Source organism: Delftia sp. CH05 (assembly GCF_009827015.1).
Taxonomy (GTDB): Bacteria; Pseudomonadota; Gammaproteobacteria; order Burkholderiales; family Burkholderiaceae_C; genus Comamonas; species Comamonas tsuruhatensis.
In genome coordinates, this window is the sequence record NZ_WUMG01000010.1 from 102284 (window position 1) to 125653 (window position 23370).

The following is a 23370-nucleotide window of genomic DNA, read 5'->3' on the forward strand; positions in this document are numbered from 1 at the left end:
CTGGCCTCGGCCCTGGCCGGTCGCGTCCAGGGCCGCTGCATCGGTGTGGCGCTGGAGTCGCATGGCCGCGATGTGGTGCTTGAAGGCCTGGAGGTGGGCTCCACCGTAGGGTGGTTCACGGCGCTGGCACCCCTGGCACTGCCCCTGCCACGGTCGTTGCCCGATGCCCCGCCTGCGGACGGCGCTGCGGGCCCGTCCGCGCTGTCTGCTCTTGCGGCCGTGCGTGAGGCGCTGCGCGCCATGCCGCGGCGCGGCTTCGGCTACGGCGTGCTCAGCCAGCTTTCGCCCGAGCCGGCCGTGCGCCAGGCCCTGGCCGCGCAGGCCCCGCCCGGCATCGCCTTCAACTACCTGGGGCAATGGGATACGGCCTGGCCCGAAGGCGAGGGCCTGCGCCCGGCGCCGGAGCGCGACGGCCCGGGCTTCGCGGCGAGCACGCCGCGTGCCTTCCCGCTGGAAGTCAATGCCATGGTGGCGGACGGGCGGCTGGCGCTGGATCTCACCTACGATCCCCGGGACCTGGAGGAAGGCTGGATTGCGGCGCTGGCCGCCGACATGCAGGCCTGGCTGGTGCACGCGGCGGCCAGTGCGCGGCAAGCCGGTCCTGTACAGGCAGGCGGCGCACAGGCCAGCCCGTCCTTGCGCGCGCCAGCCTTGCCCTCGCATGGCCTGGGGCCGCAACAGGACGCCATGCTGGCCCACGCCCTGGCCTGCCCGGGATCGTCCGCCTATGTGGTGCAACTGGGGGCCAGCCTGCCTGCGACGCTGGATGTGCCCGCTTTCATGGCTGCCTGGAACGCCGCCGTGGCTCGCCATGCGGCGCTGCGCGCCTGTTTCTCTGTGGACGCAGCAGACGGGTCGGGGCGCCAGCATGTGGACGACAGCCTCACCGCCGCGCCCTGGCGCACCGAGGACTGGTCTGCCTGGACACCCGCCGATGCACAGGTCGCATACGATGCGCTGCGCGAGATCGAGCAGGCGCGCGGCTTCGATCTTGCCAGCGCCCCGCTGATGCGCTTTGCGCTCGCCCGCATGCCGGACGGCGGCTGGCGCTTTTGCTGGACCTACCATCACCTGCTGGTCGATGGCTGGTCGATGCCGATTTTGATGGCCGATGTGCAGGCCGTTTATGCGGGCCGCTTGCCCGGCGCGGCGGCGCCCGACACTCCAGCGCCCGACGTGCGGCGCTTCCTCGACTGGCTGGATGCGCAGGATGCGGGCAGCGCGCAGGCCTTCTGGAAGAATGAACTGGCGGGCCTGGCGCCCTCGCGCTGGCCTGCTGCAGAGGCAGCCGTGGCCAGCGGACGTTCCCGCCAGGTGCACCGGGTGCTGGCAGCCGGGACGGGCGCCAGCGTGGCTGCCTTTGCCCGCCGCCACCGCCTGTCGGTGCCCAGCGTGGCCCTGCTGGCGTGGGCGCTGGTGCTGGCGCGGCACATGGGGCGCGACGACCTGGCCTTTGGCGTCACCTCGGCCCTGCGTCCCGCCGAACTCGAGGGTGCCGAGGCCATGGTGGGCGCCATGTTGGCCACACCGCCGCTGCGCGTGAGGCTGGACCGGGCGCAGGGCTTTGCCGCCGCCTGCCAGCAGTTGCAGCGCCGGCGCATGCAGGCGTCCGGTCATGCCTGGCTGGCGCCGAGGGCTATCGCATCGGCCGCCGGGCTGGCCGCTGCCGATGACCTGTTCGGCACGGCGCTGCGCATCCAGAACTACCCGCTGGGCGAGCTGGGCAGCGACAGCGCCGCCCTGGCTTTTCACGATGTGGACATCCGTGACGCCTGGCACCACCCGTTCAACCTGGAAGTCATGCCCGGCGACGATTTTCGCCTGCTGGCGGTGCACGACGCGCTCAAGGTCGCTCCCGCCGTGGCCGACGCCCTGCTGGAGTCCATGGCGCACCTGCTGGAGACGCTGGACCAGGACCGGCCGTTGACCTATTGGCTTGAGGAGACACATGGCTGACGCAACACCGCTTTATCTGCGCGAGGACGTGGTGGCCGTGCCACGGTTCGCGGGCTGGTATGCCTGGTCCTTTCTGATTTCGCCCGCCACGGCGGCCCTGTACCTGGCCAACCGCTACGTGCGCATCATGGAGTCCTATCTGGAGGCGCCCGAGCTGCATGCCCAGGCAGTGGCCAATGCCGCCATGCGCGGCGGCCCCTTCATGGACTGGCCGGCCGAGCGCCGCGGGGACATACAGGCCCTGCTGGACGAGACGCGCCAGCGCCATGCCGGGCTGCTGTCGTTTGCTGCCGATCTGGGGCAGTGCTGGGAGTTGCTCAAGACCCAGGCCGACGGGCATTCGATGGCGCAGCTGTATCCGCGCCTTCCCGATTCGGTGCGCGGCTATGCGGAGCTCGTGTACTCGCTGACCGGCGCACCGGACCTGCGCCTGATCGAGGCGCTGCTCTACCGCAGCCCGCTGTATGACACTTCGGCTCAGAGCACGCTGGTGATGCGCGGCGGCGATGTGCGGCCCTTTGCCCTGGGCACGCCGCAGCTCGAACGTGACGGAGCGGTCGCCCTGCAGATTCCGTATGCCAGCCCCGCCAACGACATGCTGGCAGCGCTGCGGCACGCACCGCGCCCCTTCGACGCCATCGCCGAGTCGCTCGGGCTGGAGGGCGCGCGGGCCGACCGCTTCCACGCCTTGCTGACCGGCACGCCACCGGCCCGGCGCGGTGGGGACTTGGCGGACACGGCGCCGGTGGGGAGCGCGCGCTGGCGGTATTTCGGCCATGCCTGCGTGCTGGTCGAGACGCCAGGCGGGCGCAGCGTGCTGATCGATCCCCTGGTGCCTGCCGGTGGCAGCGCGGGCCAGACACCGCGCTTCACGCTGGCCGACCTGCCGCAGCGCATCGACTGCGTGGCGCTGACGCACAACCACCAGGACCATGTGCAGCTGGAGACCTTGCTGGCCCTGCGCTCGCGCATCGGTCGGGTTCTGGTGCCAGCCGGCGGGGGAGGCAGTCTTGCCGACCCCTCGCTCAAGCTCGCACTGCAGGCGGCGGGCTTTGCCGATGTGCAGGAAATCGGCCCGCTGGAGGTTTTCAGCGAGGGCGACCTGACGGTCACCGCCCTGCCTTTCCTGGGCGAGCATGCCGACCTGGACATCCGCACCAAGGCCGCCTGGCTGGTGGATGCCGCTGGCAGCCGGCTGCTGTTCGCGGCGGACTCCAACAATCTGGAGCCTCGCCTTTACGAGCACCTGCGCCCCGTGGTGGGTTCGCTGCAGGCCCTGTTCATCGGCATGGAGTGCGAGGGCGCACCCCTGAGCTGGCTGTACGGTCCGCTGCTGCCGACACCGCTGGACCGCGCACGCGACCAGTCGCGCCGGCTCGACGGCTCGGACTACCGCCGCGCCATGGGCCTGCTGCGCGTGCTGCAGTGCGAGCAGGTCTTCGTCTATGCACTGGGGCTGGAGCTGTGGCTGTCGTTCATCACCAGCATCGAGTTCGACCCGGAGTCGGCCGCCATGCGCTCCGTGCGCTCCCTGCTGGCCGCCTGCGAGGATCTGGGCATCCCGGCCGAGCGCCTCTACGGAAAAGCCGAAGGCTGAGGCCCCGAATGCACCCCGTTCGCAGTCCCCTGACCCCCTCCTGCGCCCCCGGCCAGGGCGCGGCGCGCAGGGTTGACTGTTACCTGTGTTTCACGAATGATTCCGGTGTCGGTGACACTTTGGAACATTTGTGTTCCGCCGTGGCACTGGGCGAACTCCGCTTCCTGTGCCGCCTTCCCGGCGCCGTGCGCCGGGCCACTTGTTCCCCAACTGGAGATTTCCCATGAGCGTGGAAAAAGCCGAAAGTACCGTGAGCCCCGCCACCGACACGGCCATTGCCGATGCTGCCGTGGCCTCTGCCGACACAGCCGATGCGCCCCTGACCCCTCAGGAGCGGCAAAACGAGGCCCTGCACACCATCAAGAACCACGTGATCACGGCCATGGGCATCGGCATCCTGCCGGTTCCGGGCCTGGACCTGATCGCCCTCACCGGCGTGCAACTGAGCCTGCTGCGCAAGGTGGGCCGCCTGTACGGCCATTCGCTGTCGGACGAGACCGGCAAGAAGCTGCTGGGCGCGTTGCTGGGAGGCTACCTGCCGCTGGTGGTGACGGCACCGCTGGCCAGCCTGCTGAAGTTCATCCCGGGCGTAGGCATCGCCGCCGGCGTGCTGGCCCAGTCCACTTTGGCGGGCGCGACCACCTACGCGGTCGGCAAGCTGTTCATGCAGCATTTCGAGACGGGCGGCACCTTCCTGGATGTCAAGGTCTCGGACATGAGCAGCAAGCTCAAGCAACAGGTGGAAGAGGGCAAGGCCTTCGTCCAGAAGAACGTCGGCGGCGGCAAGGCCGGCGCGTCCTGAGCAGGCACTGCCCGGTTGCGATGACATCGATGCAGCCCTCCCGCTGCCCCTGGCTGGCCTTCGGTGCAGGTGCGGCGGATGCAGGCGTGCGCCTGCTGTGCCTGCCCTTCGCCGGTGGCGGTGCCTCGGCCTATCTGGGCTGGCGCCGCCATCTGCCAGGCGTGGCCGTGGCGCCGCTGCAGTACCCGGGCCACGAAACGCGGCTGTCGGAAAGGCCGCTGGTCAGCCTGGACGCCATGCTGGCCGGCCTTGCCGACGCAGTGGCGCCCTGGCTGGACCGTCCTTACGCGCTCTTTGGCTGCAGCCTGGGCGCGCGCCTTGCGTTTGCCCTGGCCCGGCACCTTGCCGCACGCGGCCTGCCGCCACCGTGCGGGCTGCTGGTGGCCGCCAGCGCGCCCCCCGGTCGCCCGGCCGTGGCCGATACGGCTGGCCTGGATGATGGCGCCTTCCAGCAGCTGGTCCGCTCCTATGGCGGCATCCCGCCCGAGCTGGATGCCGACCCTGGTTTCTGGACCATGATGCTGCCCGTGCTGCGGGCCGACTTCGCGCTGGCGGCCCAGCCGCTACCGGGGCCGGGGCATCTCCTGGATTGCCCCGTGGTGGCCTATGCGGGACGGGCCGATACGCTCGCCACGCCCCTGGCGATGGCGGGATGGTCCGCCATGACCACGGGTGGCTCGCGGCTGCATTGCTTCGATGGCGGGCATTTCTTCCTCCAGTCGGCTCCCGACTTCCTGGACACTCTGTCCGCCGACATCGACCGCCTGCGCCTGGGCGCAGCGGCCTGCCTGGTGCCTGCATGAACGATTTCCCGATGATGACGAGCGGCGCGCTGCGTGCCGCGCTGCTGTGTACGTTGATGGCGGGCGGCCTGGCCGCCACCACGACGGGCGCCAGGGCCCAGGACGTGGGGCACCGGCTGGGCAGCAGCAACCATGTGATCGAAGAGCCGCTGCAGGAACTGGTCAAGAGGCGCCGGCCCAAGGGGCAGATCTATGTGTCCATTCCCCAGGCCCTGGTGATCCTGGCCAACGACGGCATGAACCGCCGCTCCGTGTGCTCGCCCCAGATCCAGGTGAACAACTCCTCCAACCAGACCATGGAGGAACTGGTGGCCGGCATCCGCTACCGCAAGCAGGGCAACGACAAGTCGGCCGGCAGCACGATCGCCCGCTTCTATGTGCTCAAGGTCGGCAAGCAGGACCTGACCCATCTGTCCAATGCCATCGATGTGGGCAACTGCGACAACCTGACTGGAGAGCTCGAAGTCATCGAGTGCACCTACTCCAACGGCGCCGACTGCTCCGCCGACGTGCGTGCGCTGGCCTACGGCGCCATTCCCCTGAAGATCATCGACAAGAAATAGGAGCCCGGGCATGTCGAACGCCTTTCTCATCTATCTGATTTTGTGCCTGATCGTTTCCTTCATCGGCCGGCGCACCCGCCTGGGCTGGATGCGTACCCTGGTCGTGGCTTTCATGCTGACGCCGCTGGTGGCATTCATCTACCTTCTGCTGTTCGCCTCGCTGCAGGCCGAAGACCGCCTGGGTGGCCGCTGACGCATGCGCCTGACGGAACTCCTGATCCGCGATGCGCGGACCCCGCTGCAGCGCCTGGGCTTTGTCGCTTTCCTCGCCGGCGCCTCCAGCACGGTGATCCTGGCCGTGGTCAACTCGGTGGCGACGGACAGCCAGCTGCATTCGGGCGGCAACGCCCAGTACGTGGCGCTGTACGGATTGGCGCTGCTGGTCTACATCTTCAGCCAGCGCTATGTTCTCAACACCACCACCGACGAGGTCGAGCGCATCGTTGACGAATGGCGCCGCCGCCTGATCCGCAAGCTGGCCGCCAGCCGCCTGGTGGGGGTGGAGAAGATCGGCCATGGCGCCATCTTCACGGCCATCAATGCCGATACGCAGACCGTCTCGCACACTGCCGGCAGCCTGATCCTGGGCGTGCAGGCCGTGATGATGATCCTGTGCACGGCGGTCTACATCGCCACGCTGTCCCTGCCTGCGCTCGGGCTGGTGGTGGTGGTCCTGATGCTGGCCGCGCGCGTATATGCCCGCCGCGGCCAGCGCGCCAGTCAGGATCTGCGCCGCGCGCATGAGGAAATCGGCGCCCTGCACGAGATGGTCGAGGCGCTGCTGGGCGGCTTCAAGGAAATCAAGCTGTCCAGCCGCCGCGCCGCGGAACTGCTGGACGATGCGGTGCGCGTGTCCTCGCGCACGGCCCACTACCGTTCGCTGGCGCAGCGCACGCTGGGCATGAACTTCGTGTTCTCCCAGGCGGCGATCTTCGTGCTGCTGGGCTCGCTGGTCTTCATCCTGCCGGTGTTGAGCACGACCTTCGCGGCCATCACGGTCAAGGTGCTGACCGCCGTGCTGTTTCTTGTCGGGCCGGTGTCGGGGGTGATCTCCGCCGCGCCGCAGATCACCGTGGCCAATGCGGCTGCGGAGAACCTGCTGGCTGTCGAGAAACTGCTGGATGACAACGTGGAGCCTCCGGGCACCGGCGCCGGTACGGGTGCCGATGCCGGTACGCGTGCGGGCAGTGCACCCGCGGGCTTCGACACCATCGAGTTGCGCCATGCCGTCTTCACGCGAGGCGAGGGCAGCGACCGTTTCACGGTGGGGCCTGTCGACCTGAGCATCCGCCGGGGCGAGACCTTGTTCATCACGGGCGGCAACGGTTCGGGCAAGACTACGCTGGTCAAGATGCTGACGGGGCTGTATCCGCTGGACTCCGGCTCCCTCGTCCTGGACGGGCAGCCCGTGGATGCCCAGGGCCTGCAAGGCTACCGCGACCTGTTCGGCGCCATCTTCTCGGACTTCCACCTGTTTCGCACGCTGTACGGCCTGGATCCTGTCGATAGCGCACATGCCGATGCGCTGATCGACGAGATGGAGATCGAGAGCAAGGTGCACATAGAGGGCGGCCGGCGCTTCTCGACCGTGGGCCTGTCCACCGGACAGCGCAAGCGCCTGGCCCTGGTGGCGGCCCAGCTGGAAGGCCGCCCCGTGCTGGTGCTTGACGAATGGGCGGCAGACCAGGATCCGCATTTCCGCGCCAAGTTCTACGAGGTCCTGCTGCCGCGCCTGCAGCACAAGGGGGTGACCGTCATCGCCATCACCCATGACGACCGCTATTTCCACCACGCGGACCGCCGCGTGCACATAGAGGACGGGCGCATCGCCTCCGTCTCCAACCGAGGGAGTGCATCATGAACGCCACCACCGCAAGCCGGGATGGCGGCATGGCCGCGATGGGCCGCAGGCTGTGGGCACGGCTGCGTTTTTTCGGGGACGATCTGCTGATCGCCGCCGTGGTCCTGCTGGTCCTGCTGGTCTTTCTGCTGCCCTCCATGGTCGTCACCATTCCGCCGGGCCACCTCGGGGTCCACTGGAAGCGCTTTGGCGGCGGCACGGACATCGATTCGGTGCGCTCCGAGGGCACGACCCTGATTCTGCCCTGGGACATCCTCTACATCTACGACGCCCGCCTGCAGAGCGTGGACCGCGAGTACGAGGTGCTGGCCTCCGACGGACTGAAGCTGCAGGTCACGCTGGCCTGGCGATTCCGCCTGGTGCCCGAGTTCCTGGGGGAGTTGCACCGCTATATCGGCAGCGACTACACCGAGACCCTGGTGGGCCAGTCCATCGGTGCGCGTGCGCGCGACGTGATTGCCATCTACCGCCCCGAGGATATCTACACCAGTCACCGTCTGGAGATCCAGAACCAGATCTCGGAGTCGGTGCGCTACGACATCCGCCACCGCTTCAACACCGAACTGCGTTCTGGCCAGGAGTGGGTGCTGATCGAGGACGTGCTGATCAAGCGCATCGTGCTGCCGGACGGCGTGGAAGATGCCATCGTGCGCAAGAACGTCACCCGCCACGAAGTCGAGCAATACGCGCTGATGGTGGAAAAGGAAGGGCAGGAGAGCGAGCGCAAGCGGGTTGAGGCACTGGGCATCCGCAACTTCCAGGAAATCATCAGTGGCGGCATGAACGATGCCTATCTGCGCTGGCGCGGCATCGAGGCGACCCTGGAGCTGGCGCGCTCCGAGAATGCCAAGGTGGTCATCATGGGCAACGACAAGACGGGCGGGCTGCCGCTGATCTCCATCGGTGGCGAGGGCCTCAAACCCGAGGGCAAGACGGCCGGCAAGCCGGTCGCCGGCACCAGCAGGGGCGATGCCTCCACGCCTGCAGATGCCGTTGCCGGACCGCTGGTGCGCGACGCCAGGCCTGCCTCGTCCGCCATGCCACGGCCGACGGTTCCCGACACGCAGCGGCGCGAGACGGCCAGGCCGGAAGCCATCCCGGCGCCTGCTGCGGCTGCGTCTCCGTCTCCGTCAACGCAGCGCGATGGCATCGCGGCCGCCAGGTGACACTGCAGCGGCTGCGCGTGCCGGCCCATGCGCCGCTGGATTTTGAGCTGCCACCCCTGGCGCCGGACTCTGCCGTCTGCCTGGGGCTGACACTGGACTGGACACTCGAGCGCGTCTTTCACCCGGCCCTGGCGGCGCATACCGCCACCTGCGAACATGCGCGCGCTGCGCGTTTTGTGCAGGGGCGCGATGCGCTGCGCCACCTCGCGGGGCGCAGCCTGCTGCGGCGTCTGGCCAGCGCCTATGGCGGCATGCCGGCGCTGGCGCCGCTGGCACTCAACTCCTTTGGTCGGCCCGATTTCGCGGCCTTCGGGCTGGGTTGCAACCTGAGCCACAGCGGCAACCAGGTCTGGGCCGTGGCCACGCGCTGCACCACGGCAGGCATCGACGTCGAATCCGCCCAGGCACCCCCTGACTTCCTGGGCATTGCGGCCTGTTTCCACCCCACGGAGAAGCGGGCCATCGAGGCCCTTGCCGAAGAGGCGCCCGGTGCGGCCATGCGCTGCTGGGCGCGCAAGGAGGCAGTGTCCAAGGCAGTGGGCCAGGGGCTGTCGCTGCCGCTGGATGCCTACGCCGTGGACTGCGGGCCTGCCGCCTCCGGTTGGCTGTGCCATGCTCCGGCCGGCATGGCGCCACAGGACTGGACCACGCTGGATCTGCCTGTGCCGGCCGGCTATGTGGGCGCGCTGGCCGTGGGGGCGCCGGGAGTCCAGGTGCAAGTGCTGCTGCTGGAGATGGTGGCCTGAGCGGGGCTGATCCCGGCGCGCCGTGCATACCATGCGTGAAACGAGGGCTGAACCATGACCATTTCCCGAGCCTTGACCCGCAATGGCCTGCGCCGGCTGCGTGCGCGCGAAGTCATCCGCAATCACACGCTGATGACCGCTGCCAGCGCTGCGGCGCCTCCCGGCATGATCAGCGCGGCCGTCGCCATGGCCGTGCAGCTGCGCATGGCGCAGCGGCTGTGCCTGCTGTTCGGCGCGCCTTTCACACAGGAGCTTGCGGTGCAGGTCATCACCGGGCTCGTGCAGGCCATGGAGCCGCCGCGCCTGGGCACGCAGGTGCTGCGCCTGGCTTCCATTGCCAGCTGGTTTACCGGACCGATGACTTGTGCAGGCATCAATGCCGCCTATACCTGGGCCATCGGCGAGGCCTTGCTGGAGCAACTGGCCACGCATGCCAGCCTGGGAATGCCGCCTGCCAGCCCGCGCCTGCCGGCTTGACGGCGCGCGACCTGCAACGGGCTGCGCACTGCGGCCTGGCAAGGTCGCCCTTGAGACGCTGTTGCGCGCGGCAAGGCCCGCAGGCGCGTCGTACGCGGCTACCATCAGGGTTACTGCTGCGCCGGGTGCTGTGGGCGCTGCCTAGAATCTGTTGCAGTGCAATAGATCAATTGCCCGTACAAGCACGTACAAGAGGAGAAGCATTGCAATGCAAGAGACGACAACAGCCGCCGCCCCCAGCGCACAGCGCGTGATCAAGAAATACCCCAACCGCCGTCTCTACGACACCAACACGTCCTCCTACATCACGCTGACGGAAGTCAAGCAGCTGGTGATGGGCAACGAGCCCGTGGTGGTCAAGGACGCCAAGACGGGCGAAGACCTCACGCGCAGCATCCTGCTGCAGATCATTCTGGAAGAAGAGGCGGGCGGCGCCCCCATGTTCTCCGAGACCGTGCTGGCCAACATCATCCGTTTCTACGGCCACGCCATGCAGGGCTACATGGGCTCCTACCTGGAAAAGAACGTGCAGATGTTCACCGACTTCCAGAACAAGCTGGCCGAGCAGGCCCAGGGTACGTCGCCCGAGGCCTGGAGCCAGTTCATGCGCATGCAGCCGCCCGCCATGCAGAACATGATGAGCAGCTACATGGAGCAGTCGCAGAACATGTTCGCCCAGATGCAGGAGCAGATGCAAAAGCAGACCGAGCAGATGCTGGGCGCGCTCGGGATCAAGCGCAATAGCTGAGCTTGCAGGGATAAGTTCGGGGGCGGTTTACCAAGTTCGCGCAGAACTGGGACAATATCGCCCCTATGACCCCCACGAGCGACGCAACAACCATGACAACCCCTGCCGGCGCGGCCGCTCCGCGCGTGGGCTTCGTCTCCCTCGGGTGCCCCTGAGTGATTGTAAATATATCAATTTAACCGAATTTTAACTGGGTGTATGATTGATTAACCTTAGCAATCGACAGGACGATCTTAGCTAGCCTTAGTTGTCTACATCTTGCGACCAACTGCGTGGCCTTAAAAAGGGGCTTGGTAGGCGATGCCATGAGGTTAGCCTAGTCAGCTGGGGGTCAGTTTTCTCATCCTGAGCGGCTTGTATATGCTACGGAGTCTTTTGTGTAGAAGATTTCTTGCATAGAGAGCGCAAATCATCACCCCTGCAAAGAAGATTGCCAAAATGATAATTCCGCCAAAAGCCATCGACCTTATGCAAGGAGTATCGCCCATACTAAATCTGTCTGATAGAGAAATTTTTAATCCGGAAGGCGTGGGTTTTGATTTGCGTCTCTCTACTGTCCATACTTTATATGGCAGAGGGGCGCTTTTGGTGGATACTCGGAAAACACCGAAGGCCGCGCAGTTGGATCATGATTCAGATGGAGTTTTTAGTTTAAAGCCAAAAAAGTGGTATTTGGTGACGACAGTGGAAACCATGAATTTGCCTAAGAATATGGCTGCTGTTGTATTTCCCCGAAGTACTCTTTTCCGTAGTGGTGTTGAATTACATACTAGTATTACCCCTCCAGGGTACGAGGGGGCTCTGACATTCGGTCTTTCAGTTAGTCATGAGGATGGCTTTCTTATTGAAAAAGGGGCGCGTTTCTGTCACTTGGTGTTGTTTGAGGTTCAAGAAGGTTCTACTAACTACCGTGGGCAATGGAATAGAGGTCGTATAGACTCACCTAACGAAGAGAGGCAAGTGTAGTGAGCGTTATCCATGTTAAAAAGAGATCTACAAAAGATTACAAAATTTTCAATGAAAGCTCATCTTCTGATAAAAGCTTACTTTGGTTATCCGATAAGGCCGATGTCGAGTCATTCTCAATAGACCTTACCGTAGGTCAGGAGTGGAGTGAGAAGTATGGGCCGGAATCGAATGCGATGCACGAAATTACCGAGGCAGGCATTCAGATACTTAGGCACGGCTCAGTTGTTGTGGCTGCAGCAGAAGAAATCCGGGTTCCATATAATATGTATGGAATACTCGTTCCTACCGGAAGTCTTTTTTTGGATAAAGGTGTGCTTATCGCACCTGCAAAAGTGGAGCCTGCTTTTCAAGGGAATTTGAAGCTTCGTCTTTTTAATACTACGGGAATTAAGCATAGATTAAAAAAGGGGGATAAACTCGGTTCTGTTGTTTTCTTCTCTACTGAAACTACCCAATTCCAGGAGCCAATAACGAAGAAGAGCATATTGGTTGCTGAGCCTGTGCCTATAGGACGTCGAGTGCTAGGATGGTTTAGGGCATATGGAGGTTCTATTGCGAAGTATTTATTTTTATTTTGTAGTGGGTCGGTCGGCGCTGCTTTGTTGCTTCACTTTGTTTTGCAGCCATATTTCCCAAATAATAGTGCATCGGCTACATCGGCTACATCGGCTACATCGGCTACATCGGCTACATCGGCTACATCGGCTACATCGGCTACATCGGCTACATCGGCTACATCGGCTACCCCATCTACTGGCTCGCCAGCATCTACTCCTACTCAGCGTCCGAAAAATAAACCATGATTGTTGTGTCTGAAAATTTGGCAGGTATCGTACGATCGCTTCAAATCTGCGATCAAGCGCTTGTTGAAGAGTTTTCAATAAAAATTCGCCTTGATCGTAAGATTTATCGACTGCAGAAGCCTGTTGATGATCTGCCTTCTATTAAATATGGTTCCCATATTGATCATAAATTGTATTTTGGTGATTTGGAGACAATCACGGAGACGTTGACTCTTGGTCCAGGAGAATGCGCTCTGGCATGTTCACAAGATAAATATATTATGCCAGCGGGATATTTCGGACTGATACAAACCAAGGGAAGTCTGGCTAGAATCTTCGTTTCAGCCACAGCGAATGATGGTCAGGTTGAGCCGGGGTACTCTGGAAAAATTACCTTGGAACTAATAAATCACTCACCGTTTTCGATAGAAATTCGCCCCAGTGCCATCGTTGCCCAGATGTTTGTTTTTCGGTGCAGCAGCGAGGCCTCTAAGCTTTACAACGGACGTTATCAGGGCGCGGAAGGTCCTACGTTGCCAAATTTCGATTCTATCTGAGCTAGCCAATTTTCATGAAATTTTCGTGCTTTATGTTGGATGGGTATTTCATGATTATATAGCCCAGTGTTATTTTGAAAATTTAATGTTTCAGTATAATAATATTATCTAATCTGAATTGCTTTATATATTTTTTAGGGTGAGTTATTAACAATCTAAGTTTCTTCGTCCATTTACTCTGATAAACCTATGTTGATAGGCTTGCTCAGAATACGTAGGAAACCCTTACCCTGCAAAAAGTTGCGGTAGCAGTTGATAGCCACCGCCTGCGCCTCGCGTGCCACCTCTTTGCCAGCGGCGATGACTTGGCCATCCTCCGTGATGATGGCCAAGCGCCCGGGCTTGCCATTGATGCTCACGCTCAGCCCCTCATGGCTCACCGCACTGATTTGTACGCCGTCAATGTTGCCGGTAGGTTGGGTGCCGATCATGCGTATACCTCCTCTCGACTATTGCGGTACGGTTTGGTTGTGCTGAGGTCGCTATTAACTTGGAGCATTTCGCCACCGCCGCTCTCTGTACGAGCGATCAGCCTGCGCGTCACTTCTTGGATCTCGTGAGCCGTCAACTGCTGCAACTGGAATTCATGCAGGTCAATCGCGGTTGTGAGAGCGTCCAGCTCGTAGAAGTGCACAGCGCTTGGATGCCATGCGCTGCCGGTGCGGCAGCGTGCGAAGTAGGCTTCGCATGCTGCCTGGGCACTGTCGAAATGTTCGGCCAAGCCGTGGACGATGCCCCCGCGTTCTATCTCCTGGGCCACCTGAATAGTGCTGTGCATGACGGTGGCATGTAGCTCCGTGGCTGTACCGGCGCGGATCTGCGCGAAGCATTCGCGCACGGGGTCGATGATGGAGGCGATCTCTTTGCTCGTCAGCTTGGTGCCGTGGTGATTGATCACGGCAAACGTGTCGGGACGACCCGCCCAGCGACTGCGGAAAGGTTTGCGGCGTCCGTTCATGCCAGGCTCTCCAGTTCCTTGGTATCGAAGATTGAAGCCTTGGCCACGGTGCCAGGCTTTCCCGAGAACTCCACTTTCCAGCCGTCTGCCGTGCATGCCCTGATCGTGCCTTCTCGCCAGCGATAGGCGCTATCCGGATTGAGCACGCGCACGCGCTGGCCCACGATGGGGTCTGCTGTGTAGCACTCCAGCTCCTCTGGCTCAAAGCCTGTGCGTTGGCCGACGCCGGCGCCAAATTCCACGATCAGTGCCAGATCTCCAAGGCGCACCACGCCTACGCGGCCGCACTCTTTACGCGGGCGCCCGGTCGTGCCCTTGAGGCCAGCTTTCACGCGCACCAGGTCACCGGCCGCGAACGTGGGCGCCTGGCTGGTGGCTGCTTGATCTGCTGCCCCGGTGTCGGCGTGCGCACTGTCCTGGCCATCGTTAGCGGTGGCAGTCTGCGCGGGCGCAGACTGCTGCGTGTCAGGGGTCTTGGCTTGGTCAACATCAGCGGCCGCAGGGGAGGGCGGCAGGCCCTGCGCAGCGTCAGCTGCGACTGGGCCTGCGTCGTCGCCCTGTGCGGCTGCAGCCGCACCTTGATCTTGGTCTTGGAGCGCGGCCGCGATAGCGGCCGAGGCTTCGGCGGCAGTCGTCTTCGGCTCGGCGCTCGCACGCGCAGCGGGGGATTTTTTGGCTTTGCCCTTCGCGCGACTCTCGCCAGCGCGCGCAGCGGGATCAAGGGGTAGATCCGCCTTCGGAGCTGCAGATTCGGAGGCCTTCGCGGCTGCTTTCGCCTGGGCCTGTGCTTCGGCGGCGCGCTGATTGGCCTTGGTCTTGGCCTTGACGGCTGCGATGTCTACGCTCCAATGCGCAGCAACCAGGTGCAGGCCTTTGTTTGCGTCGGCGTCGTCATTGAGCCAGTGGCGGTATTCAACGTCTCCATACATCACCAGCAGCTGCAGCAGGTCGCCGGGCGCATCGTTGTCGGCGATGTGCTGCAAGAGGCCCTCTACGGGCGCAACCTTGCCCAGATCCAGCAGCTTGCACAGCTTCTTCGCGCGGTCCTGGCTGTAGGTTCTGGCAATGTTGCGGGCGCAGTAGCGCAGCAATTCATCGGACACCGGCGCGCCGCCAAGTTCGCTGAGCGCGGCCCAGGTTTCGGTGAGCACGTCCCAGCGCCATTGCGTTTCGTAATCGCTTTTTCGCTTCTGGTCGGCGGCATACTTGGCTTGCTGTTGCTCGCGTTGGGCTTCCTGCTGGATCTTCTCGGCAGCCTCTTCCTGCTGAGCCTCTTTGAGCAGTAGTTGTGCCTGGTCTGCTGTGATCACCGCGACAAGTTCGCCATTCTTGTGGGGATTGGCGATCAGGGTGGGCAGGATGCCCTGCCTTTCCATGGCTTTGCCGATCAATTTGCGCAGGGGCTTTTCGGTGGGGCTGTCGCGCTTGTCATCGAGGCGCAGATAGCCGGCCACTTCACCGGACCAGGCGCTTGGCATCAGGGTCTTGGCTTCGCGGCCTTCGATGATGTGCTGCCCGCGCTCTACCGCTGTGCGCTTGATGGCGATGGCGTGGGCCTCTTCTTTCTCGCGGTAGCACTTGGGGTCGGTGCACACGTCTGCACTGACATCCGTAAACAGGTCCGGATTGGCGCCGGTGCGTTTGGGGCAGGCCTTGCAGCTTCCTGCGGCCGGTAGCAGAGCCTCGTCCGTCATCTTGAACGGGGCACTGTGCAGATTGAGCATGTAGTTTTGCTGGACATGCTCGGCGCAGGAGCGATAGCTGGGGGTGTCGCCTCTGTAGTTGGCCTCCGCGCAGTAGCTCAGCGCCTTGAGCTGCAGCCCTTCGTCGGGAATGCGAGCGATCAACTGCGCCTTGCTGAAATCGATCTTGCCCTGGCGCAGTGCGTCGCGGCCTTCCTCGCACAGGTCGAGCACCTTCATCACGTTGAAAATATAGGTGCGGCTTTTGCCCACGTCCTTGGCGATTTCTTCGGCAGTGGTATTGCCCAGATCCAGCAGCTCGCGGTATCCCTCGGCCTCCTCCAGCTTGGTCACGTCCTCGCGCTGCAGGTTCTCTATGACAGCGGCCCGCAAAGCCTCCGCGTCGGACATCGGGCGAATCATCGCGGGGATCTCTGCCATGCCAGCGATCTGGCTGGCGCGCCACCGGCGCTCGCCTGCAACCAGCTCATACTGCGCGCGCTCGCGCTTTTCGGCCTTGGCCCATGCTTGCTCATCGGCAATGCGAGATTCGGGCAGCGGGCGCAGCAGGATGGGCTGGTGCACGCCCGTGGCCTTGATGGACTCAGCCAGTTCCTGCAGCTTTGTGGCGTCGAAGTGCTTGCGCGGGTTGCGCAGGCTGCGGGCGATGCTCAGGACGGGCACATGCAGCATCAGCGCGCCGGCGCCGGGTGTGGGTAGTGCGGCTGTCGGGTTGTCGTTGGCGGTGGTCATGCTGCAAGGCCCTCCTGATGTCCCTTGATGCCGATGGCGCGGCGCGCTGCGTTGCGGACCTCGGCGCTTACGCTGTGCCCGAACTCCTCCGGGTCCAGCAGATCGCGCACCAGGGCAACGCAGGCGGCTGTGTCGGGATCGACGCGCGGGCTGTCATAGATCACGCGGCGGCAGGCCGGTTGCCGCTGGATGTGCTGGATCATTTCCAATGCTGCGGATTCCTGGGGAGCCAGAGGTGCGCCTACGCGGGGTGTGCGCAGATCCGATTCGACTTGGACTGCACCAGGGCCGACATGCTTGATTTCGATGACGATTGCTTTAGCCATGAGCGGCCTCCAGAAGTTGCATTTGGGGTTGGATGGGGGCGGGCTCATGCAGGGGCTGTATGTCGCTGCAGTGGCCCAAGGTGTGGCGGATCTGGTGGACGGGCGCGGTGATGGATACACGCATACCGCGCTTGAATGACTTGGCGCGCTGCTGGGCCTGCGCGCGGGCTGCTGGCGGGTAGACCTGCTCGGCTTTGACAGGCAATTGGCCGGGGCCGTCGCTGTCGATGAGCAGACACAGGACCGGCATGGGTGTGCTGTCCACGCCTTGGGGCAGCGTGCGCACTTCTGCGTCCTGCACCAGGGTGCCGGTGATGAGGATCAGAGCCATGGCGCGCCCCCGAACTTGATGGCAACGAGGGCGCCGAACATGGCCAGGACCAGCCAGCGCAGCACAGTGCGGCGGACGCGGCGCGGCAGGTATGGGCCTTCCATCTGGATGGGCGGGCGGCTCATCGTGCTGCCCTTGCGCTGATGGGATGTCCGTGCCCGAAGAGGTCCATGGCGCGGGCGATGGCATCCGCTGCGCCCGTGGCGCGGATCGTGTGGCGAGTCCGGCCGCATGTGACGGTGTAGAGGGTCATCACTCGCCCCTTGCGTCGTCCGTCAGCTCGACGCCGGCCAGGCCGGGGATGGACATCAGCACGTCGATGACGTGGCAGTCCGGGGGCGGGATGTCGAGGGCGATGTATGCCTCGCCGGCGGCGTGCAGGATGCCTTGCTGCACCCGCGCATTGGCGGCGTCGCACATGGCGGCGAGTCGATAGGGCCAGAGCAGGCGTTCAGGCTGCTGGATGTGCCGCTGCAGCGGCGTCGTGTCTACGGCGAGAGAGAGGGTGCAGACGTGTGCACTGTCTGCTGTACTGCTGCATTGCATGCCGGGCCTCCTGTGCGGTGGAGGGCGCGCGGCGATGCAGGCCAGTGCGCCCGCCTGGGCGATAGCTCAGGCAGGCGAATTACAAATCAATTTGTTGGTTGTGTCAACAAGGCAATTTGTAGATCAAGGAAGCGTTCCGAAAGATGCATCCACAACTATCCCGCTGAACGTGTCTCCGGGTTTCATTTCCAGGTACTTGTGCGGCCAGTCGGGATTGATGGCTTCAAGGTACGGTTTGCCATCGATGACCGTGTAGCGCTTGAAGGTTGCTTCGTTGTCGGCTTCTCTTCGCGCGATCACGAACTGACCAGGAGTGGGGTCTTTGTCGGGATTGACAAACAGCAGCATCCCCTCGGGAAAGGAATAGCGCCCTTGACGATTCGTCATGGAATCGCCTCTAACGCGCAACACATAGCCTCGCGGGCCGAGGTTGTGCGGACTCATGTACCAGTGTTCCGCTTGATAAGGGGTGAATGCTTCGCAGTTTCCATTCCACGCGCCAGCCTGCACCCAGGTGATGAGCGGATAGAGAGCACCCTGTCGGACATCGGGACCGGGTTCAATGTTCGAGGGAGCAGATACATCCGTCGGCTCCCCCTGGCCCGTCGCAAGCCATACAGCACTCACTTTCAGTGCTTCTGCGATCTTCACCAAGTGTTTGCTGCCGGTCGCATTGTTCTTAGGGTCCAGCAAATACTGAATTGCCTGCGGCTTCACGCCCACCACACGTGCTAGCTCGCTCTGGCTGGGCGTGTTGGCACGTTCCATGGCTATGCGGATGCGTTCGGCAAGTTGTGGATTCTGTTCAGGCATGGACTGATGCTACAAATTTCTTTGTTTTGTCGGTTGCAAAATTCTTTGTAGTAAGATACAAAGCAGCTTGTTATGAACCAACAAACTGCTTTGAATCCTCACGACGCGCTCCTTGCTGCCATCAAGAAGGCAGGTGGCCAAGCCGCGCTTGCTCGTCTCCTCGGCAAGAAGCAGGGGCATGTGTCGTATTGGCTGGACTCTGGGAACGGAGTCCCAGCTGAGTACTGCCCTCTCATCGAGGAGGGCACTGGGGTTCTCTGTGAACAGTTGAGGCCGTGTGTGCGCTGGGACGTTCTGTTGCGCCGTGGCGCTCATACGGTGGGAGACACCAGTGCATAGCCTTTTCTCCCCCTCCAGCCTCCCGGCAACGTCGCCCGGGATTCGTCTCCTTCCCCAACTTGGTGCTGCACGCGCGGGAAGGCGTGTGTGGCTTGCGTTGCTGGCTGGAGTGGGGCTTTTTTTTATTCGTCCACAGGAGGGTTCCCATGGCTGAGCCACGATGCCAATTCGGCGCACTTGTGCCCCTGTTCGTGAAATGGCTGGCAGCGGCGTGTGCCCGCGTCGAGCGGACTACCGCTCGAGTCACCCTCGATCGTCGCGCTGCTGGGCTTCTTTCGAAAGATGAGATAGCAGCAGCCGAGAACCAAAGTCCATGCCAGCACGGTATTGGTCGCTGACCGGAATATCCAAGGTGGTCTCGGTCCAAATTTCTACGTTCTTGGCAAACACTTCGTTGAATACCTTCAGCGGCACCGTGTCCTGCATGCGCATAAACGTTGTGAATGCCAGCTCCAACGCTCGCAAACGTCCTTGGTCGAAGGTCTGCTGGTGTGACCGGTCGATGTCTTGTTTCATGCCCGTCCTCCTTGACATTGGTTGTGTTGGAGCTTCCATCGTAGCTCAGGGTGCAGCGGGCACCTTTTCCCACTCCAGTCCTTCGGCAACGTTGCTTGCTGGAGTGGGGCTTTCTTTTCGTCATGCCCGCAGTGTCTTGCGCATTGCGGGTTGTCGCCATCCTGAAATTTCAACTGCTCAAGGGGAGCGCGTATGTCCTTGAAGAAATCATTGTCCGAATCGGATTCGCAAATGAACATCCTTGCAATGGCCTGCAAGGATGATGTTCTGCTTGCAGAAGTCAGCGTGCCTTTCCTGAGCCGCGCCGACGCGCCGGAGCTACACGCACTTGCTCAGGTTCGGATTCGGGAACCGTTTCTTTCCGAATCTCGGCTAGTTGTTGTTGACGCTTCGCGTCTGCGCGCTCCATGAACATGGGCAGCAGTGCAAGTGCGTGCTCAGGGGTGGCCTTCTTTTCAAAGACGGCCTGGGCTGCTGCCCAGCACAGGTCCAGCGTGTCTGTCAATTCAATCGCCGCATCCCGGACGGAATGTGGCATGGACTTCTGTACCTCAATCTTCGTGTCAAACGGATTCACTGTTTTCACATCATTCCCTTTCAATGCCAATGGCGGCAAGTCATTGTGCCTTGAAGCTTTTTGCGGAAAACAGTTTCTAGGGCATCTGCAATGACTTACCGGTATGTGAGTGCCGATTGGCGTGACGTTCTTTACAACACCGTGCGTCAGGCTCAGGGGGGTGTGAATGCTGCTGCTGCCTTTCTGACGGAGCGCCGCGAACGCTCAATCCACCCTGAAGATCTGAGAAGGCGGTTGCGAGGCGCGGATGGTGAAACGCTCAGCACAGAGATGCTTGAGTTGTTGACCGAGTGGCTGATTGATCAAGGCCGAGTCGATGCGCGCCGTTGGCTTCAATCGTTCAATGCGCGGTTTTCTATGGCGGCGGCATATCTGCCTCCACCACCTGAGGGCGGGTGGGCCTGTGAGTCTTCGGCCATTCGGGAAAAGCTGCTGCAGATCACTGCTCATAACGGTGCCCTCGCAACGATTGGCATGAGCGCGACAGCCGACGGCCGGATTGATGGCAGAGAGTGTGATGAGCTGGAGGCGCAATGCATGCAGGCCATCGAGCTGCTGTGGCGCCTGCGCCGCAATGCGCGCCGTGCTGCTGGTCGGTCGGAGGACTTCACATGAGGCCTGCAGGCGAAGTGAGCACCACGCTGCTGCATGTGGTGGAGAGCCTTTGGACGCCCGAGCGCGGTCCAACGCTCAGCGAGATTTCAGCGGCGGCTGCTGTCGCTGGTGTCGCGGTATCTGCGGCCCGCACCACGGTGGCCAACATGAAGCGCTATGGCCGCCTGGTCATTTGCGGGGAGCGCAAGGTGCCAGGGCGCAACAGGCCGGCAGCCGAGTATGGCCTGCCCCAACCAATTTCAAAAACCGCCGCGAACGATGCGGCTTTCGGCCTGGCACAGGCCATTCAACTTTGGGGGTAGTTCTCTGATGGGTTCGTTGCATGTCGTCGGTGTTGGGGACGCCGATGTGATGTTTTCGTGGGTGCGTGGAGGCCGCTATGTCTGACGAAAAGCCAGCATTGCCCGCCGCCCCGGTCCCGGTGTGGGACAGCATTCCCGCTGAACTTGCGCAGCGTCAGCAATGGGTGCTGTGGAAGTTTGAATGGGATGCCCGTCGCTCGGCATGGCTCAAGGTGCCCTATTACGTGGGCGGTGGACGCCGTTCCGGCGATCAGGGCAGCGACAGGGACCGCCAGCGGCTTGCAACACTGCCGGTGGTGCGTTCGGCCTTCGAGCGCAAGCAGGGGCTTGCGGATGCGTGGAGTGGGATCGGCTTCGGCTTCCTGCCGGGCGATGGCCTGATTGGCATTGACCTGGACAAGCATGTGGACCCAGCCACCGGGGAGATGTCTGAGCGCTGCAAAAAGATCATTGCGGCCTTCCACACGTTCACGGAAATTTCTCCCAGCGGCACGGGCGTGCATCTGTACCTGCAGGGGCATACGCAGACGGCCAAGAGCAATGACATCGGCGTGGAGATGTTTTGCGAGCGGCAGTATTTCACGGTCACGGGCAGGCATGTGGCGGGCACGCCCTTGGAGGTGTCGCAGGCGGATGAATCGGCAATCCGCCGCATGCACGCCACGATTCAAGAGGCGAAGGAAAAGCGGCAGACGCCTGGATCTCCCCAGCCTTCCCGGCCAGCGCAGCAGGTCGCAGGGGTCGGTGAGGGCCGCAATGATTTTGCTCACGTCAACGAGCAGGCGATGCGTGCCTTGCACGTCTGGGTGCCTGCCCTGTTTGGAGGGCGTGAGCAAAAGAGCCCGAAGGGCTATCGCATCACATCCAAAGCGTTGGGCCGAGACCTTCAAGAAGACATCTCCATCCATACCGATGGAATGGACGATGGAATCATGGATTGGGGTGTGGCGGATATGGGCGATGCGCGCGGAGGCCGCCGCTCGCCCATTGATCTTGTCATGGAGTGGGGTCCGGGTACGTCCAAGCCTGCCGAGGCCTTGAAGTGGCTCGCTGGCGTGCTGGGCATCGTGCTCCAGCCCCCAAAACCAAATCGCGCGAACGAGCGTGCTCCCGCTGGGGGGGATGCTGTTGCGGCAGGTGCTGCTGAGACTGCTGCCGCGGACGGCGGCGATGCCGACAAGCCCAAGAAGGGCAAGCGCAAGCCGAGTCATGACGGCGAGTTGACGGCGCTCTATGACAAGCTGGTGTGGGGCAAAAACTCGTACATGGACTGCCGTCCCAACGTGATGTATTGCCTTCAGCTGGACCCAGCCCTGGCAGGCCTGGCCCGATACAACACCTTCACGATGGCCGTAGACCGCAGCCGCGAGGCGCCATGGGGACGGGAGGCGGGCGCCTGGGATGAAGAGGACGACATGATGCTGGGCGAGTATCTGCTGCAGTCGCACTCGCTCAACATCAACTCCAAGGGCACGCTGCGGGACGGTGCTGTCATGGCAGCGCTGCAGGACAAATACAACCCCATTGAGGAGTTGATCCGCGCTGAGGTTTGGGATGGTGAGCAGCGTCTTGAGCACTGGCTGACGAAGGTGTACGGCATTGAAGAGCGTCCATACACGCGCCTCATCGGCAAGTGCTTCATGATGGGATTGGTTAACCGGGCCATCAACCCAGGTTGCAAGTTCGACTACATGTTGATCATCAAAGGCGACCAAGGCCTGAAGAAAACTTCCGCTTGGCGAGCCATTGCCTACCCCTACTACACGGATAACGCGATTCGTGTTGGCGATAAGGACAGCCAGCTGGCCCAGCAGATGGCCTGGATTGTGGAGTCGGCCGAGCTGGAGTCTCTGAACAAGGCTGAGTCCACGGCGATCAAGCAATACCTCTCAGCACAAGAGGACTGGTTCCGCCCGCCGTATGGCGCGCAGATGGTCAAGTCCAAGCGCCATTTCGTCAACGTGGGCACCACGAATGCCGACACCTTCCTGCGTGATGCCACGGGTGATCGCCGCTTTTGGCCTCTGGAGGTGCGCCAGGTCAACGCGGACGCATTGATCGAGATGCGCGGCCAATTGCTGGCTGAGGCGCTGCACCGGCTCAATTCCGGCGAGCGCTATTGGCCGGACAGGGACGAGGAAAAGACCTTGATCTTTCCTGAGCAGGAGCCTTTCAAGCGGTCCGATCCATGGGAAGACCTGTTGGATGCCTATGTCAACGGCAACGATGGCCTGCACGTCAACGATCCCGCGCCGTTGCGGCGCCAGTTCTTCCCGCGCACTGAGCTGTATCAGGTGCTGCAGATCAAGCCCGACAGGGTGGACAACGCAGGCCAGATGGACACGCGGATCAGCAATGCCATGAAGTCGCTGGGCTTCAAGGTGCACAGGGAAAGCACCGGCCTGCGCAAGCGCGGCTTTCTCCGGCAGCCCAAGGATGCAGTCACGCCGGTGCTGGCGGCCGCTCCTGCTGCGCAGGAAGCGCCTCAGTGGCCCTATGACGCTCCGGGGGAGGGTGATGACCTCCCGATCTGATTTCAACGCTGTGGAGCACAGCGGGATGCCTTGCGGGCTGGTCACGCCCCG

Annotated in this window: 27 protein-coding genes (1 of these 27 running past the window's edge); 18 read left to right on the forward strand and 9 right to left on the reverse strand. The window is 62.7% G+C overall.

From position 1 onward, the window contains the following. From GRX31_RS10915 to GRX31_RS10980, 14 genes are all read left to right on the forward strand, one after another. Window positions 1-1956 carry the 3' portion of a non-ribosomal peptide synthetase gene (locus GRX31_RS10915; protein WP_160852607.1) on the forward strand. Its footprint begins 8679 nt before the window's first position, so only the last 1956 of its 10635 coding nucleotides appear in the window; its start codon lies beyond the left edge, outside the window; it ends in the stop codon at window positions 1954-1956. Beyond that, entirely contained in the window at window positions 1949-3553 is a 1605-nt protein-coding gene (locus GRX31_RS10920; RefSeq protein ID WP_160852609.1) for an MBL fold metallo-hydrolase, read from the forward strand. The genes GRX31_RS10915 and GRX31_RS10920 overlap by 8 nt, the downstream gene beginning before the upstream one ends. A gap of 223 nt (window positions 3554-3776) precedes the next feature. After that, entirely contained in the window at window positions 3777-4355 is a 579-nt protein-coding gene (locus tag GRX31_RS10925) for a YcjF family protein (protein ID WP_017406161.1), read from the forward strand. Between the two features lie 29 nt (window positions 4356-4384). Then, on the forward strand, window positions 4385-5158 hold the full coding sequence (locus GRX31_RS10930; protein WP_016445289.1) for a thioesterase II family protein: 774 nt from the start codon (window positions 4385-4387) through the stop codon (window positions 5156-5158). After that, on the forward strand, window positions 5155-5721 hold the full coding sequence (locus GRX31_RS10935; RefSeq protein ID WP_016445290.1) for a hypothetical protein: 567 nt from the start codon (window positions 5155-5157) through the stop codon (window positions 5719-5721). Before GRX31_RS10930 ends, GRX31_RS10935 begins: the two co-directional genes overlap by 4 nt. A gap of 10 nt (window positions 5722-5731) precedes the next feature. Further along, window positions 5732-5914, forward strand: a complete 183-nt coding sequence (locus GRX31_RS10940; protein WP_016445291.1) for a hypothetical protein — start codon at window positions 5732-5734, stop codon at window positions 5912-5914. A gap of 3 nt (window positions 5915-5917) precedes the next feature. Continuing rightward, window positions 5918-7582 carry a cyclic peptide export ABC transporter gene (locus GRX31_RS10945; protein WP_160852611.1) on the forward strand — a complete coding sequence of 555 codons (1665 nt, stop codon included), beginning with the start codon at window positions 5918-5920 and terminating at the stop codon, window positions 7580-7582. Beyond that, entirely contained in the window at window positions 7579-8748 is a 1170-nt protein-coding gene (locus GRX31_RS10950) for a prohibitin family protein (protein WP_160852613.1), read from the forward strand. Before GRX31_RS10945 ends, GRX31_RS10950 begins: the two co-directional genes overlap by 4 nt. Further along, window positions 8745-9494 (forward strand): 4'-phosphopantetheinyl transferase superfamily protein, encoded by a 750-nt coding sequence (locus GRX31_RS10955; RefSeq protein ID WP_160852615.1) that lies wholly within the window; start codon window positions 8745-8747, stop codon window positions 9492-9494. Before GRX31_RS10950 ends, GRX31_RS10955 begins: the two co-directional genes overlap by 4 nt. A gap of 54 nt (window positions 9495-9548) precedes the next feature. Continuing rightward, complete coding sequence (locus GRX31_RS10960) at window positions 9549-9971, forward strand: hypothetical protein (protein WP_160852617.1); 423 nt, start codon at window positions 9549-9551, stop codon at window positions 9969-9971. A 208-nt stretch (window positions 9972-10179) separates the two neighbouring features. Then, on the forward strand, window positions 10180-10719 hold the full coding sequence (gene phaR / locus GRX31_RS10965) for a polyhydroxyalkanoate synthesis repressor PhaR (protein ID WP_016445296.1): 540 nt from the start codon (window positions 10180-10182) through the stop codon (window positions 10717-10719). 438 nt (window positions 10720-11157) lie between these two features. Beyond that, window positions 11158-11685, forward strand: a complete 528-nt coding sequence (locus GRX31_RS10970) for a dCTP deaminase (RefSeq protein ID WP_160852619.1) — start codon at window positions 11158-11160, stop codon at window positions 11683-11685. After that, a complete protein-coding gene (locus GRX31_RS10975; protein WP_160852621.1) occupies window positions 11685-12491 on the forward strand; it encodes a dCTP deaminase domain-containing protein in 807 nt (268 codons plus the stop codon). Before GRX31_RS10970 ends, GRX31_RS10975 begins: the two co-directional genes overlap by 1 nt. Then, window positions 12488-13027 (forward strand): dCTP deaminase, encoded by a 540-nt coding sequence (locus GRX31_RS10980; protein WP_160852623.1) that lies wholly within the window; start codon window positions 12488-12490, stop codon window positions 13025-13027. The genes GRX31_RS10975 and GRX31_RS10980 overlap by 4 nt, the downstream gene beginning before the upstream one ends. 173 nt (window positions 13028-13200) lie before the next feature. On the opposite strand, the gene GRX31_RS10985 is transcribed toward GRX31_RS10980, so the two are convergent. The 7 genes from GRX31_RS10985 to GRX31_RS11015 all read right to left on the reverse strand — a co-directional run bounded on the left by GRX31_RS10985 (window position 13201) and on the right by GRX31_RS11015 (window position 18436). Continuing rightward, a complete protein-coding gene (locus GRX31_RS10985; RefSeq protein WP_160852625.1) occupies window positions 13201-13458 on the reverse strand; it encodes a hypothetical protein in 258 nt (85 codons plus the stop codon). Next, the gene (locus GRX31_RS10990) at window positions 13455-13985 is read right to left on the reverse strand and encodes a hypothetical protein (protein ID WP_160852627.1); all 531 of its coding nucleotides are present in this window, start codon (window positions 13983-13985) and stop codon (window positions 13455-13457) included. The genes GRX31_RS10985 and GRX31_RS10990 overlap by 4 nt, the downstream gene beginning before the upstream one ends. Next, window positions 13982-16420, reverse strand: coding sequence for a ParB/RepB/Spo0J family partition protein (locus GRX31_RS10995; RefSeq protein WP_160852629.1), 2439 nt, complete (start codon window positions 16418-16420; stop codon window positions 13982-13984). Before GRX31_RS10995 ends, GRX31_RS10990 begins: the two co-directional genes overlap by 4 nt. Next, window positions 16417-16746 (reverse strand): hypothetical protein, encoded by a 330-nt coding sequence (locus tag GRX31_RS11000; RefSeq protein ID WP_160852631.1) that lies wholly within the window; start codon window positions 16744-16746, stop codon window positions 16417-16419. Before GRX31_RS11000 ends, GRX31_RS10995 begins: the two co-directional genes overlap by 4 nt. After that, window positions 16739-17077 carry a hypothetical protein gene (locus GRX31_RS11005; RefSeq protein WP_052155259.1) on the reverse strand — a complete coding sequence of 113 codons (339 nt, stop codon included), beginning with the start codon at window positions 17075-17077 and terminating at the stop codon, window positions 16739-16741. The genes GRX31_RS11000 and GRX31_RS11005 overlap by 8 nt, the downstream gene beginning before the upstream one ends. A gap of 252 nt (window positions 17078-17329) precedes the next feature. Further along, entirely contained in the window at window positions 17330-17623 is a 294-nt protein-coding gene (locus tag GRX31_RS11010; RefSeq protein ID WP_160852633.1) for a hypothetical protein, read from the reverse strand. Window positions 17624-17746: 123 nt separating this feature from the next. After that, on the reverse strand, window positions 17747-18436 hold the full coding sequence (locus GRX31_RS11015; RefSeq protein ID WP_237426654.1) for a LexA family protein: 690 nt from the start codon (window positions 18434-18436) through the stop codon (window positions 17747-17749). Between the two features lie 72 nt (window positions 18437-18508). Between GRX31_RS11015 and GRX31_RS31160 the strand changes: the two genes are divergently transcribed. After that, window positions 18509-18775: a YdaS family helix-turn-helix protein gene (locus GRX31_RS31160; protein ID WP_160852635.1), complete on the forward strand. Its 267-nt coding sequence runs from the start codon at window positions 18509-18511 to the stop codon at window positions 18773-18775. 243 nt (window positions 18776-19018) lie between these two features. Here the strand turns inward: GRX31_RS31160 and GRX31_RS11025 are convergent, their stop codons facing one another. Together GRX31_RS11025 and GRX31_RS11030 are read right to left on the reverse strand one after the other, a co-directional pair. Next, window positions 19019-19291 carry a hypothetical protein gene (locus tag GRX31_RS11025; protein WP_160852637.1) on the reverse strand — a complete coding sequence of 91 codons (273 nt, stop codon included), beginning with the start codon at window positions 19289-19291 and terminating at the stop codon, window positions 19019-19021. Window positions 19292-19571: 280 nt separating this feature from the next. Continuing rightward, complete coding sequence (locus tag GRX31_RS11030; protein WP_160852639.1) at window positions 19572-19907, reverse strand: hypothetical protein; 336 nt, start codon at window positions 19905-19907, stop codon at window positions 19572-19574. Window positions 19908-19958: 51 nt separating this feature from the next. Between GRX31_RS11030 and GRX31_RS11035 the strand changes: the two genes are divergently transcribed. The 3 genes from GRX31_RS11035 (at window position 19959) to GRX31_RS11045 (ending at window position 23319) form a co-directional block, all read left to right on the forward strand. Next, complete coding sequence (locus GRX31_RS11035; RefSeq protein WP_160852641.1) at window positions 19959-20483, forward strand: phage regulatory CII family protein; 525 nt, start codon at window positions 19959-19961, stop codon at window positions 20481-20483. Between the two features lie 14 nt (window positions 20484-20497). Next, the gene (locus GRX31_RS11040; RefSeq protein WP_235264139.1) at window positions 20498-20785 is read left to right on the forward strand and encodes a hypothetical protein; all 288 of its coding nucleotides are present in this window, start codon (window positions 20498-20500) and stop codon (window positions 20783-20785) included. A gap of 77 nt (window positions 20786-20862) precedes the next feature. Further along, entirely contained in the window at window positions 20863-23319 is a 2457-nt protein-coding gene (locus GRX31_RS11045; protein ID WP_160852643.1) for a VapE domain-containing protein, read from the forward strand. Window positions 23320-23370: the final 51 nt, after the last annotated feature.

Excerpts from the sequence above, each read along its gene's own strand:
- GRX31_RS10940 (WP_016445291.1), top strand. The coding sequence starts at position 5,732 with ATGTCGAACGCCTTTCTCATCTATCTGATTTTGTGCCTGATCGTTTCC.
- GRX31_RS10930 (WP_016445289.1), top strand. The coding sequence starts at position 4,385 with ATGCAGCCCTCCCGCTGCCCCTGGCTGGCCTTCGGTGCAGGTGCGGCG.
- GRX31_RS11025 (WP_160852637.1), bottom strand. The coding sequence starts at position 19,291 with ATGAAACAAGACATCGACCGGTCACACCAGCAGACCTTCGACCAAGGA.
- GRX31_RS10985 (WP_160852625.1), bottom strand. The coding sequence starts at position 13,458 with ATGATCGGCACCCAACCTACCGGCAACATTGACGGCGTACAAATCAGT.
- GRX31_RS10970 (WP_160852619.1), top strand. The coding sequence starts at position 11,158 with ATGATAATTCCGCCAAAAGCCATCGACCTTATGCAAGGAGTATCGCCC.
- phaR (WP_016445296.1), top strand. The coding sequence starts at position 10,180 with ATGCAAGAGACGACAACAGCCGCCGCCCCCAGCGCACAGCGCGTGATC.
- GRX31_RS11015 (WP_237426654.1), bottom strand. The coding sequence starts at position 18,436 with ATGCCTGAACAGAATCCACAACTTGCCGAACGCATCCGCATAGCCATG.
- GRX31_RS11000 (WP_160852631.1), bottom strand. The coding sequence starts at position 16,746 with ATGGCTAAAGCAATCGTCATCGAAATCAAGCATGTCGGCCCTGGTGCA.
- GRX31_RS11035 (WP_160852641.1), top strand. The coding sequence starts at position 19,959 with ATGACTTACCGGTATGTGAGTGCCGATTGGCGTGACGTTCTTTACAAC.
- GRX31_RS10995 (WP_160852629.1), bottom strand. The coding sequence starts at position 16,420 with ATGACCACCGCCAACGACAACCCGACAGCCGCACTACCCACACCCGGC.
- GRX31_RS10990 (WP_160852627.1), bottom strand. The coding sequence starts at position 13,985 with ATGAACGGACGCCGCAAACCTTTCCGCAGTCGCTGGGCGGGTCGTCCC.
- GRX31_RS10980 (WP_160852623.1), top strand. The coding sequence starts at position 12,488 with ATGATTGTTGTGTCTGAAAATTTGGCAGGTATCGTACGATCGCTTCAA.
- GRX31_RS11005 (WP_052155259.1), bottom strand. The coding sequence starts at position 17,077 with ATGGCTCTGATCCTCATCACCGGCACCCTGGTGCAGGACGCAGAAGTG.
- GRX31_RS10920 (WP_160852609.1), top strand. The coding sequence starts at position 1,949 with ATGGCTGACGCAACACCGCTTTATCTGCGCGAGGACGTGGTGGCCGTG.
- GRX31_RS10950 (WP_160852613.1), top strand. The coding sequence starts at position 7,579 with ATGAACGCCACCACCGCAAGCCGGGATGGCGGCATGGCCGCGATGGGC.
- GRX31_RS11045 (WP_160852643.1), top strand. The coding sequence starts at position 20,863 with ATGTCTGACGAAAAGCCAGCATTGCCCGCCGCCCCGGTCCCGGTGTGG.
- GRX31_RS10960 (WP_160852617.1), top strand. The coding sequence starts at position 9,549 with ATGACCATTTCCCGAGCCTTGACCCGCAATGGCCTGCGCCGGCTGCGT.
- GRX31_RS11010 (WP_160852633.1), bottom strand. The coding sequence starts at position 17,623 with ATGCAATGCAGCAGTACAGCAGACAGTGCACACGTCTGCACCCTCTCT.
- GRX31_RS10935 (WP_016445290.1), top strand. The coding sequence starts at position 5,155 with ATGAACGATTTCCCGATGATGACGAGCGGCGCGCTGCGTGCCGCGCTG.
- GRX31_RS10945 (WP_160852611.1), top strand. The coding sequence starts at position 5,918 with ATGCGCCTGACGGAACTCCTGATCCGCGATGCGCGGACCCCGCTGCAG.
- GRX31_RS10925 (WP_017406161.1), top strand. The coding sequence starts at position 3,777 with ATGAGCGTGGAAAAAGCCGAAAGTACCGTGAGCCCCGCCACCGACACG.
- GRX31_RS31160 (WP_160852635.1), top strand. The coding sequence starts at position 18,509 with ATGAACCAACAAACTGCTTTGAATCCTCACGACGCGCTCCTTGCTGCC.